General features: G+C 42.0%; 14 protein-coding genes. 5 read left to right on the top strand and 9 right to left on the bottom strand.

The genetic code is table 11. The features are described from left to right. The first annotated feature begins 102 nt into the window (after window positions 1-102). The gene (gene murJ / locus BV375_RS20245) at window positions 103-1,707 is read left to right on the top strand and encodes a murein biosynthesis integral membrane protein MurJ (RefSeq protein ID WP_086763619.1); all 1,605 of its coding nucleotides are present in this window, start codon (window positions 103-105) and stop codon (window positions 1,705-1,707) included. Window positions 1,708-1,944: 237 nt separating this feature from the next. Here murJ and BV375_RS20235 read toward each other — a convergent pair whose 3' ends face one another. After that, on the bottom strand, window positions 1,945-2,154 hold the full coding sequence (locus tag BV375_RS20235) for a hypothetical protein (protein ID WP_086763616.1): 210 nt from the start codon (window positions 2,152-2,154) through the stop codon (window positions 1,945-1,947). A 320-nt stretch (window positions 2,155-2,474) separates the two neighbouring features. Then, window positions 2,475-2,876: a hypothetical protein gene (locus BV375_RS20230; protein WP_086763614.1), complete on the bottom strand. Its 402-nt coding sequence runs from the start codon at window positions 2,874-2,876 to the stop codon at window positions 2,475-2,477. A gap of 517 nt (window positions 2,877-3,393) precedes the next feature. On the opposite strand from BV375_RS20230, the gene BV375_RS20225 reads away from it, so the two are divergent. After that, a complete protein-coding gene (locus BV375_RS20225) occupies window positions 3,394-5,046 on the top strand; it encodes an NB-ARC domain-containing protein (RefSeq protein ID WP_243713991.1) in 1,653 nt (550 codons plus the stop codon). Between the two features lie 254 nt (window positions 5,047-5,300). Continuing rightward, window positions 5,301-6,059, top strand: a complete 759-nt coding sequence (locus tag BV375_RS20220) for a hypothetical protein (RefSeq protein WP_243713990.1) — start codon at window positions 5,301-5,303, stop codon at window positions 6,057-6,059. Window positions 6,060-6,142: 83 nt separating this feature from the next. Here BV375_RS20220 and BV375_RS20215 read toward each other — a convergent pair whose 3' ends face one another. The 4 genes from BV375_RS20215 to BV375_RS20200 all read right to left on the bottom strand — a co-directional run bounded on the left by BV375_RS20215 (window position 6,143) and on the right by BV375_RS20200 (window position 9,240). Beyond that, window positions 6,143-6,775: a response regulator transcription factor gene (locus BV375_RS20215; RefSeq protein WP_086763610.1), complete on the bottom strand. Its 633-nt coding sequence runs from the start codon at window positions 6,773-6,775 to the stop codon at window positions 6,143-6,145. Beyond that, window positions 6,772-7,611, bottom strand: coding sequence for a trypsin-like peptidase domain-containing protein (locus BV375_RS20210; protein WP_086763608.1), 840 nt, complete (start codon window positions 7,609-7,611; stop codon window positions 6,772-6,774). Before BV375_RS20210 ends, BV375_RS20215 begins: the two co-directional genes overlap by 4 nt. Before the next feature lie 64 nt (window positions 7,612-7,675). Continuing rightward, window positions 7,676-8,674, bottom strand: a complete 999-nt coding sequence (locus BV375_RS20205) for a trypsin-like peptidase domain-containing protein (protein ID WP_086763606.1) — start codon at window positions 8,672-8,674, stop codon at window positions 7,676-7,678. Between the two features lie 359 nt (window positions 8,675-9,033). Next, window positions 9,034-9,240, bottom strand: a complete 207-nt coding sequence (locus tag BV375_RS20200) for a hypothetical protein (protein ID WP_086763604.1) — start codon at window positions 9,238-9,240, stop codon at window positions 9,034-9,036. A gap of 329 nt (window positions 9,241-9,569) precedes the next feature. Here BV375_RS20200 and BV375_RS20195 point away from each other — a divergent pair, with 329 nt between their 5' ends. Further along, the gene (locus BV375_RS20195) at window positions 9,570-10,064 is read left to right on the top strand and encodes a hypothetical protein (protein ID WP_086763602.1); all 495 of its coding nucleotides are present in this window, start codon (window positions 9,570-9,572) and stop codon (window positions 10,062-10,064) included. Window positions 10,065-10,228: 164 nt separating this feature from the next. Here BV375_RS20195 and BV375_RS38775 read toward each other — a convergent pair whose 3' ends face one another. The 3 genes from BV375_RS38775 to BV375_RS20180 all read right to left on the bottom strand — a co-directional run bounded on the left by BV375_RS38775 (window position 10,229) and on the right by BV375_RS20180 (window position 11,826). Beyond that, the gene (locus BV375_RS38775) at window positions 10,229-10,798 is read right to left on the bottom strand and encodes a Rieske 2Fe-2S domain-containing protein (protein ID WP_086763600.1); all 570 of its coding nucleotides are present in this window, start codon (window positions 10,796-10,798) and stop codon (window positions 10,229-10,231) included. A gap of 385 nt (window positions 10,799-11,183) precedes the next feature. Then, complete coding sequence (locus BV375_RS20185; protein ID WP_086763598.1) at window positions 11,184-11,342, bottom strand: YqaE/Pmp3 family membrane protein; 159 nt, start codon at window positions 11,340-11,342, stop codon at window positions 11,184-11,186. Between the two features lie 142 nt (window positions 11,343-11,484). Next, complete coding sequence (locus tag BV375_RS20180) at window positions 11,485-11,826, bottom strand: translation initiation factor (RefSeq protein WP_086687584.1); 342 nt, start codon at window positions 11,824-11,826, stop codon at window positions 11,485-11,487. A gap of 157 nt (window positions 11,827-11,983) precedes the next feature. On the opposite strand from BV375_RS20180, the gene trpB reads away from it, so the two are divergent. Then, window positions 11,984-13,225, top strand: coding sequence for a tryptophan synthase subunit beta (gene trpB / locus BV375_RS20175; protein ID WP_086763596.1), 1,242 nt, complete (start codon window positions 11,984-11,986; stop codon window positions 13,223-13,225). Window positions 13,226-13,957 lie beyond the last annotated feature (732 nt).

Raw genomic sequence — 13,957 nt, 5'->3', positions numbered from 1 at the left:
GAGTCCTAAAAATGCTATTAGTGAAAATTTGCCTGACACACTCTACAATTTCAGGTTAATGTTTTCAGATATCCACTCAGCAAGAGTTTTCGGGTATTATTCGTGACCAAACAAGACCACAAACCCTCTCGTTCTTTCGCTGGAATTGCTGGCATTGTTGCCATTGCTACCTTAATTAGTAAAATTTTTGGTTTAGTAAGGCAGCAAGCGATCGCTGCGGCTTTTGGTGTTGGTGCTGCTGCCACTGCCTATAGTTATGCCTACATTATTCCTGGTTTTTTATTAATTTTACTCGGCGGTGTCAATGGGCCGTTACATAGTGCCATTGTTAGTGTTTTAGCCAAGCGCAAGCAAGAAGAAGCAGCGCCTCTTGTGGAAACAGTGACAACCTTAGTTGCTGGAGTGCTGTTAGTAGTAACCTTGGCGCAAGTTGTGTTTGCGGATGTGATCGTGGATTTCGTCGGTCATGGTTTAAAAGAAACCACCAGAGCGATCGCTATTCAACAGATCCGCATCATGGCTCCAATGGCTTTATTTTCTGGTTTAATCGGTATTGGCTTTGGTACACTCAATGCGGCCAATCAGTATTGGTTACTCTCCATTAGCCCATTACTATCGAGTATTACCGTTGTTGCGGGCATTGGAATTTTAGCTCTGCAATATGGCAAAGACATTATTCTGCCAGAATATGCTTACATCGGTGGCATGATGTTAGCTTGGGGAACTTTAGCAGGAGCAATTCTCCAATGGTTGGTACAGTTAATTGTGCAATGGCGGTTAGGGTTAGGCACATTAAAGCTGCGGTTTGATTTTAAATCTCCTGGCGTTCAAGAAGTAATTAAAATCATGACTCCGGCAACCATTTCTTCTGGAATGATGCCAATTAATGTTGCCACAGATCTTTACTTTGCCAGTCCTATTCCCGGCGCAGCGGCTGGATTTAACTATGCCAATCTTCTAGTGCAAACTCCTTTAGGGATTATTTCTAATATTATTTTGTTGCCCCTATTACCGATGTTTGCCAAACTTGCTGCTCCAGAAAATTGGCACGATCTCAAATTACGCATTCGCCAAGGATTGCTACTAACTGCCTTTACTATGCTACCGTTAGGGGCGTTGATGGTAGCTTTATCTGTCCCCATCGTTCAAGTAGTGTATGAGCGCGGTGCTTTCAAGCAAGAGGCTACAGAGCTAGTTTCTTCGTTGCTAATTGCTTATGGTATTGGGATGTTTGCTTATTTAGGGCGTGATGTTTTAGTCAGAGTATTTTATGCTTTGGGCGACGGTCAAACACCTTTTCGCATTAGTACTATTAATATCTTCCTAAATATTGTACTTGATTGGTTTTTCGTTAAACCTTTTGGCGCTCCTGGTTTGGTGTTAGCCACAGTAGGCGTTAATTGTAGCTCCATGTTAATGCTGTTATGGTTGCTCGATCGCAAACTCAATGGTTTACCTTGGCGTGAGTGGAGTCTGCCAATTATCGGTTTAACTACTGGTAGCATAGTGTCTGGAGTAGCTAGCTATGCTGCTTTGGTAGGTTGTCGCCAGGTGTTCGGTAAAGAAAATTTACTGATTCTGCTGTTAGAGTTATCTATTGCTGGCTTAGTAGGAATTGGTGTTTTTGCTATCTTTGCCTCATGGCTGAAGATCCCAGAGATAAATACTTTTATATCTCGTATGCGTCAGCGCTTTTTGAAGAAATAGTTTTTGTGATAATTGCTATTATTAGCCATAGGTTTTGCACCTATGGCTAATAGGAGTGTTCCAAACAATAAATGATCCAAAACCTGTCATTGCGAATGAAGCAAAGCGGAGGGTAGCAATCGCAGAGTTTGAGATTGCTTCGCTACACTCCGTTTCGCTCGCAATGACAATTGGGCATTTTTTTACTTGGAGTACTCTAGCTAAATTCCTGTCGAAAATATTACTCAATCAACTTCTTTAGTAGGGGCCCGGAGGCCATGCTATGGATTTTAGGGAAAATGTGTTGGTAGCAATAACCTGAGGTACGTTATTACCCCCTCCTACTACTGCTTTTGACTGCTCATCTGAAAGCTCCTCAAAATCTACTTGCGTTAGTTCGATGAGCTTTAGCGATTTCTTGACATTAGATGTAGCTCCAGAAGGATTACCTTGATTTTTCTTAAACATATTGTTTTTCCTTTTGCGATTGGTTAATTTGTGTTTCAGTTGATTTAAGGGCGGCAGAAAATAATAACAATTCTCTAAAAGTAGACAACAGATGATGAATGACGCGGGGACGCGGAGACGGGGAGATAGGAAGATTCATTTGTAGCCAGATTTTAGAGAAAAGGTATAAGTTATCTAATGGCTTGTAGTAATTAAAACTTAAATCTCTACCCAAAACTTACAATAATATTGTTCAAAAAGGTAAGTAGGAAAGGGCAAATCTCTGTCTATATTTGCCCTTTTTGAATAGTAAGAAAATCTCACGCTTTTTCTATTACTTATTAGTCTTTTTCCCACTTGAACAGGTATTGATGACCGCCGATCAACTTCTGGTTAGCGTTGGTAATACAATATTCATTGGTATGAACACCAAAAGCTTTTGCCTTACCAAGTACAAGATACTTAACTCCTCCTTCCTGATTAATATCGATTAAATCGGAGGTTTTTATAATTCCGTAGGCAACATCTCGATTTGGACCTGCGCGGTCGATTACTGTCTGGTAACCTTCTTGATTAAATAAGATAATTCCTTTCCACCAGTCCACATTACCAACAAGCTGCAAACCAATTTGAATTTGATCGGGTGGGCAGACTCTTCCTTGATCGTAAAACCGAATTGTGTCTCCGTCGCTCATGCTCTGACCGACTTGTTCAAGCTTGATATCATACACTGCGTAAGCCATAATTTACTCCTTAAATGTTCTAGTAATTGTGATTGGTTTAGTTTTAGTCCAATAGACTTTGTATCAACATAAATTTGGCTTTATCTACCAGTTATGGCAGTTAAAACTAATTTTTAGTTATTAATTAATCAAAATCTATAGACTGTATCAAGTAAAGAATGCTGACAGTCAAGAATTAATTGTTAGCTATTTCTAAAAAGTTTTATTGAACTAGCTTTGATTTGATTGACTGTGTTGCATCTGTATTTAGTCATCAACTTTCTCTTGTCCAATTACGCAAACTAACCATCAGTTTTAAGAACGTCCTGACTTTTGCTGAACTTTTAGGAATATTTAGGATTAATTAAATTCAATTGAAATTTAAAATTAACTGTCTGCAAAATAAACATATTTCAAGCCTAAAGGTAACTTTCTGATATCACTTTGTAAGTGTTGATTAAAGAAGTTACAGAAAAGTTCAGGTGAAGTTCCGGTATATGGTAGAGTTTTGATGTTCAATAATGCCCTTTAGTACACGATGAACTTTGAGGAAGGGCTGGAAGTTGCCGATGAAGCAGTCTTCGCACGCTTTGGAAGACGACTGAATGATTTGGAAATTGCCATACTCAAAGGCTCCTGGTCAGGGCAAACTTATGAACGAATTGCTGAGATTAACCAGTACTCGGTGGGTTATCTAAAGCGCCACGTTGGCCCAGAACTTTGGAAAATATTGACAGAGGCTTTGGGTGAAGAAGTTAGCAAGCTCAACTTTCGTTCGGCTTTACAAAGAAGAAGACGCAACATTACAACGCATCAGCAGCTAATCTTAACTGAACATTCCCTTGAAAAACAGCAGAATTCTCCAAAACTCGAAACTTCAACTTCTGCCAAAACTGTGCCGCCTGCACTTACTTCTACTCCTCGCTATGATTGGGGCGAAGTGGTTGCTGTACCTAATTTTTCCGGGCGCACTACAGAAATGGTAACTCTAACTCAATGGGTTGTGGCTCAACGTTGTCGTTTAGTAGCAGTGTTGGGGATGGGTGGTATTGGCAAAACAGCTCTATCGGTAAAGTTGGCAAATCAAATACTTATTTCATCAAAGTTGCGTGGACAGAAGGAATTCGACTCTCTGATTTGGCGAAGTCTCCGCAATGCTTCAACCTTAGAAACCCTATTGGCAGACTTGGTAACATTTGTATCGAATCAACAAGAGACGAAAGCAGAGATAGGACGGTTAATTCATTATCTGCGTTCTTGCCGTTGTCTGCTGATTTTAGACAATATGGAAACCATCATGGAAGCAGGTTGTGCTGGACAGTTTCGCCCTGGCTACAAAGACTATGGAGAATTTTTGAGAGCAGTTGGAGAAGCTGCCCACCAGAGTTGTATAATCATCACCAGCCGCGAAAAGCCAGGAGAAATTTCTGCTTTGGAAGGTGTAGAGTTTGGGGTACGATCGCTCACTGTCAAAGGTTCGCCGGAAGCGGCTCAAGCTATCCTTCAGCTACAAGGATTGCAAGGTTCTAAGTTGCAAAGGCAAGCATTATGCGATCGCTATGGCAACATTCCCTTAGCATTAAAGATTGTCGCCAATTCAATTCAAGATTTATTTAACGGCGATATAAGAGAATTTTTGGAACATGATACAGTTATTTTTAATGGTGTTCGTCGCTTACTGAATCAACAGTTCCAGCGCCTCTCGACATTAGAACAAAGCATCATGTATTGGTTGGCAATTAATCGGGAATGGACTACTGTTGACCAATTGTGTGAAGATATTATCCCTGCTGTTTCCAAAACGAAGATTTTGGAAGCTTTGGAGAGTTTAATTTGGCGATCGCTGATTGATAACCAATTCAATAGCTATACCCAGCAACCGATCATCATGGAATATGTAACTCACCAATTGACTGAACGCATCATTACTGAACTCACAACTTTAGAATTTTCTTTGTTCTCCAGTCATGCGCTGTTGAAAACCACAGCCAAAAACTCTATCAGAGACATACAAGCTCAGTTAATTTTGCAACCAATTGCAGACCAATTACGTAGAACATATCCTACAAATTTTGCTCTAGAACAGCAGCTTCAGAGAATCCATGAGGCACTGCAAAACTCAGAATGTAGATTTTCTGGCTACTTTGGTAACAACCTCAATAACCTTTGCTGTCAACTGCTTGAAGCTTAAGTGTAGAGTGGGAAATGCCTACCCTACTAGGTGATATGGAAATGGAGATCGCTTCGTTGCATGTAGCTGCAATTATTTGTTGGTGTTCAGCATCAAAATAGCATTTCCGAAATCTTTAACGCATAATCTTGAGAAATAGTTTCTATCCCAGGGCCTATATACAAGTGGCAGAATATTGACTCTTGAGAATGAGGGAAAGCTCTCAGGAACTTTATAAAGTGTTACCTGTACATAGCAAACTACGGAATTTACAGATGACTTCTCAACAAGGAAGCAAGAACAAACAAAGTGAAACTGCCTCTAAAAAAGAAGGTGCAACAGCAACAAAAACCAATGAAAACAATAACTTGGAGCTAGATTCACTTTTTGAAGCTCTGGAGGGGGATCTAACTTCTTTAGATAATGAAGCCGCTGTTAATTTAATTGATCAGTGGTATAGTTCTTTGCACAAAGCTAAAGAACCAGAAATCAAAGAAATTGCTAATAGTCTCAAAAACCTCAAGCAACTTGTGAAAAGTGGTAAAGCCACAGGTCATGAGATTGGAGAAGTACTCATCGAAATTGGCGAACAAACAAGCGACTTGGGTTCTGACGCTGACAAGGAACTGAAAACTCCTTTGCAGAGATTGGGTAAGCAACTCAGCAAAATCGGCGTTTCCTTGGGTAAGCAAGAAGACCGCGAGCAAATTGAACAAATAGACTCGTTGCTAGAAACTCTTGAAGGAGACTTGACAGAGATTGAGCCAGAAGCGGCGCAAGGTGCAATCGATACGTGGTACACCTTACTGCACAAGTCTGAGGATGAAAATCTCCAAGAAATCGCCAATGGATTGAAAGAACTTAAGCAACTGTTGAAGCGCAAAACTGCTAAAGGTGCAGACTTTGCACCAGTGCTGACGAAACTAGGCGAACAAACCGAACAAGCTGGTGCGGAAGCAGCAAGGGGATTTAAAGGACCATTGAAAAAGCTGGGTAAGTTATTGAGCAAAGCTGGTCAATCATTAGCCGAGTAATTAAGCTTAATAAAAATCTCTCGTAGTAAGGACTTTAGTCCTCAATAACAGGACTAAAGTTTTTACTACAAACTTCTTAATTATTACAGCATAATCAAACCCAGCCGGACACCAACAGTTACAGCCTCGGTACGGGTGGAGACAGCAAGCTTTTGAAAAATAGATGAGATATGAAACTTCACAGTATGCTCAGAAATCTGCAAGTGTTTAGCGATCGCTTTATTACCTAAACCAGAACCAAGCATTTCTAATACCTCAATTTCCCTTGGTGTCAGAGTTTGTACGGCAGTAGCCGCTACTTTTTCCCGTATGGGCAGTAACTCTAAAAAATCCGGGTGTAGCACTACTAAACCATCAGCGATCGCGATCGCAGCAGCGATAATTTCTGACTCTGTACTGTCACCAGGTAATATACCCCGAACACCAGAACGTATTGCCGCTTCTAAATTAATGCTTTCTGGTTCCTCTGCAATCACAAGAAATCCTACAGGGTATTGCTCCTCTTGAAACAGTAGCAATTTGTCCCAGATTGATGATTGCGAATTGCTACCTAAATCTAGCAGCACTACATCAGGTTGTAATTGCCCAACTTCCCCGATCAAGGTATCCAAGTTGGATGCACTCCCCACAACATTCATCTGGGAATTGCCACTCACAACAGCCGATAAACCTGCCCGCACCACAGGAGAAGTAGCAACTACCACCACCCGAATCATGTTGCCTCCACCACAGTTTTCCCACTCTGCAATTCAACATAAACAACAAGTTGCTGACCGCCACGCCAGAGTTGTAACGGCAATGATTCCCGATCTTGGCTTTGTTGCAGATATTTGCCCAGGTCATCGCTTTTAGTAAATAATTGACCCGATACGCCAATTAACACATCACCAATTTTTACACCAGCCTTTGCCGCCGCACTGTCAGGAAGGACAGACAATACCAATAAACCAAAGTTGCGTTGACCTATCAGCACAGGTTGTAATGTTACTCCCAGTTGCGGACGACTAGGAGCAAGCAAAAAGCGGTTGACAGCTAAACTGGGGATAGCTACAGCCAAACCGTTAACGACCATCGTGTTAATCCCCACAACTCGACCGAGACAGTCGGCTAGCGGTCCCCCAGAATTGCCAGGATACAATCGGATATCAGCCATAACTGCTCCCTGATGACGAGCATGGATGATCCCTGCGGTGACTGCTCCAGTATCAGCAAACGGATTACCCACCGCCAAGACTAACTCACCTACGCGCAGTGCATCAGAATCACCAATAGTTGCAGTGTTTAAGTCAGTGGCAATAATTTTCAGAGCAGCTAAATCTTGCTGTGGGTCGAAATGGGTGCGTACAGCATCAAACACTCGTCCATCGGACAATTCCACCTTTGCTTTGTTGTTAATTGCGACATGAGCGTTGGTGATAATTAACCCATCACTTTGCCAGATTACACCAGAACCAACTCCTTGAGAATTGCTTTGAACTTTAACCGTGCTGTGGCGTAACTTAGCAGCTAAAGTTGCCAATTCATCAGTGAGGTATGTAATTTTTGTAGTCATATTCCCTTCTGTCCGGTTGTTGAGCGTAGTCGAAACACAGCCTGCTTCCTTCTGCTTGAATTAGTTAACGTGAATGGGACGAACCTCTCCTACCATGTCTCCCTCTTCTGTGATGAGAGAAATCATTGGCTTTTTCCGCACGTTCTGAACGTGGGGACTGCTCAAATGGTCGTTCGCCAACTGCGATCGCTAACTCAACTAACACTCCACCCCGCACTACTTGCATGGGGACAGTTTTACCGACGCGATCGCTACTATTGAGCAGCGCCATCACATCCGCTGTATCGCTCACATTTGTGCCATCGAATGTGACCAACACATCGCCAAGCTGCACACCTGCATTATCAGCCGGGCCAGCAGACTCGACATTAACAACAATCACACCAGTAGCAGCAGTTAAATTCAACGCTGTTTTCAGGTTATCCGGCAAGCGTACAGGTTGCATTCCCACACCTAAATAACCCCGGGCAATGTGTCCTTTTGCTATCAATTGATCGATTACACGATTGACTGTAGCCGCTGGAATAGTTAAAGCTGTACCGCGCCTTCCTGATGTGTTCATGCCTACCACATAACCAGCAGCATCTACAAGCGGACCACCTGCAAAGCCTGGGTAAAGGTTAATATCTGGGCGGATGAATTGGTCGATATTACCACCATTCATGCTCCGCCAAGCACCACTGATAACACTCACAGCACCCAAAGCCGCCCGCAACTCGCCTTCGTTGCTTCTAGCTATTCCCAGTACCAAATTACCGACTTTCAGTGTTGTCGCATCGCCAATTTTCGCCACAGGGGTTTCTACATCTGGGAGTTGGAAGACAGCTATATCAGTGCTAGAGTCATGTCCCAGATGTGTAGCAGCGACAGAACGCCCATCTGATAAAGTGACGCTGATTTCGTCATAACGCTGAAGCGACTCATCGGAAGTAACAACGATACCATGACGCCAGTGAATCCCACTTGGGGACATGCGTGTGCCAGCATTCACTGCAACCACAGCACTTCCAGCTTGTTCTACGGTATCAGCTAAACTGTTAGACAATTCTAGTAACGAAGACATCTAAATTTCTCCACAAATTTTCTGAGATGCTCATATCCTGCCTTGTTTTACTCAAACCTGGCATCGGAAAATTGGGGAGAATCTATCCTAGAAAAATGGCTAGTATCGCCGCACAAAAGTCAAAAGAGTTTTATTATTGGCTGTTGCAACAATAAAACACCTGTCTCAAATCTTCTTTACGTCGCTGCATGAGACAAAAAAATCAACGCCGACACCAAGAGCATACGCAACGCCACAACCGACGCAACCATCTGTCTTTTCTACTTTAGTAATAGATTTCTTACCTGTTACATCAATATCTATCCGTCAATATCTCGCATCAATCAATAGGTAGATAAATTGTGTGCATCTATAAAGTTTCAAAACAGTGAATGTCCCAGATTTTTAAGTTTCCATTTCATGTATGCTTCAATTGAAGGAAAATATTGAATGATGCCATCTAATCCTTCCGGTCTTCCTTGGAGATAAGCCTCTAAATAAATAGAATCATGCATTTTGGGCAAAAACCCAGCATCGCGATCGCGACAACCTTGTTGATAACGAATTTCTCTTAAATGATTTAGCATATAAATAAATCCATTCGTTAAATAGCTATCAAGTTTCTACTTCTACTCTATGCATTCCGCTTGATAGTAGCAAATACTCATTTTTTTCAAACTGATAAATACAAGTTATTGGTATTCTAAAATTTAACTGATGAAAAATTTTACGCTCTTAACCTAGCAGAGCGCTCATTAACTTTCAGCAAAACTTAAATAGCGATGCCTACGGCGGGCTACGCCTACGCTATGTCTTCAATCGCCATCAAAATTGGTTTGACTGCAAATTTTAAAATTATTACCAAATGTAAAGACGTAGTATGCTACATTTTGGTCTCTAGAATAAGTCCAAAGTTATGAGAAAAAACTTCATAGGATTACTACTTGGCGGAGTTGTTGTCAGCTTAGGACTGTCGCCATTGTTAGTTCAAGCACAACAGCAAATTTCTGATGCCCAAGTTGCGGCGATGGTAGAGGCGCTGCGACAAGCTGCACCGCAAACAGGCTCTCAAAACGATGGATTTTACAGCCAATGGCAAGTAAAACCAGAAACTCTCAAAGGATGGTCAAAATACTGTCTCAAAAAAGAGCTAACACCGACACAGTTTGAAAACAGCCCCGTGACAGCACGCTATGTTGTGTCGTGTATCACGCGCCGTGAGTTAAACCAGCAGTTTCTAGCTACCAACAATAATGAAACTGCGGCTGTGCGCGGTGTAGCTTGTTGGTGGATGACTGGGAGCTATAAAGGCTGTGATAGCGGCTTTACCGCTACCTATGTCCAAAAAGTTCTCAACTTGTACCAGCAGCAGCGTTCAAAACCAGCAGCTAGTCTATCACCGCGATCGTAAGCTTTTCTAAAATTAGGGCTGTCTGGAGCGTACATACTGAACTGGCGCTTCAGAGGTCTATAAGTAGCCTTAATTGCTGAGCAAAATAGCTTTTTACGTTACCGTTTTTGTCTTAATGATTAGGTATTGTAACTGCGAGAATTTTCCACAAATTAATTAGCAAATTATCGAGGATCGATAGCAGGTTTTGTTGCAACTAAACGAACTTGATTTTGCTTAACTACTACCGTGATCAATGGCAAAGAACGCTTAGCTGGACCATGAACGACTCGACCCACCGAATCGTATTGAGATCCATGACAAGGACAAATAAAGTGGTTTTTCTCGGTATTCCACTCAACTGTACATCCTAAATGAGTACAAATCGGACTTATAGCATACTCGGCAATTTGGGGACCGTCTTTAACGATCAGATAATCGACGCTATCATTTGCTAATCCCTTAACAGGAATGGGAATTCCGGGAGTTGCGGTGGCTAATAGTGTATTAGCCTGAATTACCCCGCCTTTAGTATCTTGCGCCTTAACTCCGGGAAGATAATTTTCACAACGCGAATTCTGGGGGAAAAACGAGCAAAGGGTTTCTAAATCTACCTCTCGACTTTGGCTAGGTTTTGGAAAGAGATATCCTATCGCGACTGAGGTAAGACCACTACCAGCCATGTAGATTAAAAAATTCCGCCGTGTTTTTTTCCCTAATAAAATTTTGCTATTACCAAAGAAAGATTCTTCCATAATAAGAAAATTTTTTAAAATCAGGTTAAATATATTGTGTTAAAAACTGAAGGGTAAAAACTACCATTTAGATAAAAATACATAATTCTTTATTTTAGGATAAAGAATTATCTGCAATAATTTGCAATATTTTCTCTATCTTCACTTGAGAACTAATCAAAATATATGAAGGCATAATTTAAAAATTATAAATTATTAATAGTTATTAGCCTATTTTCCCAATTGAACAGATTGTGTTGGATGATGATTTAATCATCAAATTTAATTTTGATGCTCTTGGTGATTCAATAGTCATGTGTATAGGTGAATATTTAAGCTAACTTGTTTGCGATCGGCAATTAAATAATTGATGCCGATCGCACATCCAATTTGACTTCTTAAACAATTATTTCCTAGCAATTACCCAAACTGCGTGAATAATTCCGGGAAGATAACCGAAAAATGTCAAGATGATATTAATCCAAAAATCTCTGCCTATACCTACTTGCAAAAACACACCTAAAGGCGGTAGAAAAATGGCAGCTAAAAGACGAATTAAATCCATGTAAACCTCCTGTTAATCTTAATAGCGAGCAGACTTTTAATGAACTAATTAAAAATTGCTCAGATATCCTTGACGATCTCAAAGATAACATTTGCCGATTGACTCAGTGCGGCTCGTAATTCTAGGCAAATCTAGCTAGTGACTAACCGCCACTGATTTTAGCTTTATAACCAAGCTTGGTCAAAATCTCGACAATTTTCTGCTTATGATCGCCTTGAATTTCAATTTCATTTTCCTTAACTGTGCCACCTGTACCGCATTGGGTTTTTAGCTGTTTGACTAAATCGTCTAAGGTTTCAGGTTTAGACTGAAAACCACTAATTACAGTGACAGTTTTACCTTTACGTCCTTTGCGGGTAGCTTGCACTTTGAGATTTTGCTGTTGCGGTGGTAATTCGAGATTGGGTCTTTCCAAAGCAGGCGAGTTATCGTTGCCAAATTCGCGATAGATGAAACGTTTGTCGGAAGAATTGGAAGAAGACATAAACTTTAATTAAGAGTCTAGGGTCGAGGGTTAAGGGTAAAGTGTCAACTTGGATGGGGATTCTAGAGTAAATGCCTAGGTTTTGCGATCGCACTTCGTATCCTATACGGCTCAGACTTTTCTATAATTAAGTTCGTCCCGTCATAGAAATCAGTCCGTGACTACCACACCCATCTCTCCAAGTTCCCAATCTACTGCTCAGGTTCCCGATACACAAGGACGCTTTGGACGCTTTGGCGGTAAGTACGTCCCGGAAACATTGATGCCTGCGCTTGCTGAACTAGAAACAGCTTATCAGCAATATCGCAATGAGCCTGAATTTCTAACAGAACTACAACAACTGCTACGAGACTATGTAGGACGTGCTACGCCTTTGTATTTTGCGGAACGTCTAACTGCTCACTATGCTCGCCCAGATGGTACTGGCCCGCAAATTTATTTAAAACGGGAAGATTTAAACCACACTGGCGCTCACAAAATTAATAATGCCCTTGGTCAAGTGTTGTTGGCAAAGCGCATGGGTAAGCAGCGGATTATTGCAGAAACTGGTGCTGGACAACATGGAGTAGCTACGGCTACCGTCTGCGCTCGTTTTGGGCTGGAATGCATAATTTATATGGGCGTTCATGATATGGAACGCCAAGCATTGAATGTATTCCGGATGAAATTAATGGGGGCAGAAGTACGTCCAGTGGCTGCGGGAACCGGAACTCTCAAGGATGCAACTTCTGAGGCAATCCGGGATTGGGTAACGAATGTGGAAACAACTCACTACATCCTAGGTTCGGTAGCAGGACCCCATCCTTACCCGATGATGGTACGTGATTTCCATACAGTGATTGGACAAGAAACTCGCGCCCAAGCCCAAGAAAAATGGGGTGGGTTACCGGATATTCTCATGGCTTGTGTGGGTGGTGGTTCTAATGCAATGGGGCTATTCTATGAGTTTGTCAATGAGCCGTCTGTGCGGTTAATTGGAATTGAGGCGGCGGGAGAAGGCGTTAATACTAATAAACATGCTGCGACATTGACAAAAGGACAGGTTGGTGTTTTGCACGGAGCGATGAGTTATCTGCTGCAAGATGAAGATGGGCAAGTAATTGAGGCACACTCAATTAGTGCGGGGTTAGATTATCCTGGTGTGGGGCCGGAACACAGCTATTTAAAAGATGCTGCTCGCGCTGAGTATTACAGTGTGACAGATGCCGATGCTCTAGCAGCATTCCAAAGATTGTCGCGGTTAGAAGGAATTATCCCAGCGCTGGAAACATCTCATGCGATCGCCTACTTAGAAACTCTCTGTCCCCAGCTTAGTGGTAGTCCCCACATTGTGATTAACTGCTCCGGACGTGGTGATAAGGATGTACAAACTGTAGCCAAGTTTTTAAATCCGGCATAGTTGCTTGAACTGGGAATTGGACATTTTCTCCTTCCAGTTCCCAAAACTGTCCTGAATGCTTGCGATCGCTAATCCAATTGATAATTTATCGCAAGTGCTACTTATTTATACTTACGGGTTTCAAAATAACTTGTATCCGTCTTAGCAGTCTTAACTAAAGCTAGATGGAATTACTGAGGCTTTTGCAGACAAAATTGATGTTTGATGAACTATGAGGATAGATAACACCTCTATCTCATGGATTCATCATGGACAGGACTTACGCAAGCAAAATTTGTCATTGCGACCGAGATTGCCACGCTCCGCTCGCAACAGGCTCCGTGTAGGGAAGCAATCCCAGAATTTCAGGCGATTACGTCGCTACCCTACTCTTCGAGAACGGCTTTGCCGAACGGGAACGACTTCGTCGAACGCTCGTAATGACGGAATTCCGTGACTTTTGCGTAAGTCCTAATGGAATTTAGCACGATCAAAAACAGTATTGCCTCTTAGGGAATATAAGCTTTAACAAGGCTAGAAAGGGAATAAGAGAGCCTGCGTTCAAATGAAAGTTCTAACTCCCCTTTAGAGTACTCCAAGTAAAAAAATGCCCAATTGTCATTGCGAGCGAAACGGAGTGTAGCGTTCGCGTAGCGTCTCGCAGAGAAGCAATCTCAAACTCTGCGATTGCTACCCTTCGGGAACGCTCCGCGAACATTCCGCTTTGCTTCATTCGCAATGACAGGTTTTGGA

The sequence above is a fragment of the Nostoc sp. 106C genome (assembly GCF_002154725.1).
Lineage (GTDB): Bacteria > Cyanobacteriota > Cyanobacteriia > Cyanobacteriales > Nostocaceae > Aulosira.
Note: the sequence above shows the minus strand (reverse complement) of the source record. Positions and strands in the feature narration are given on the sequence as shown.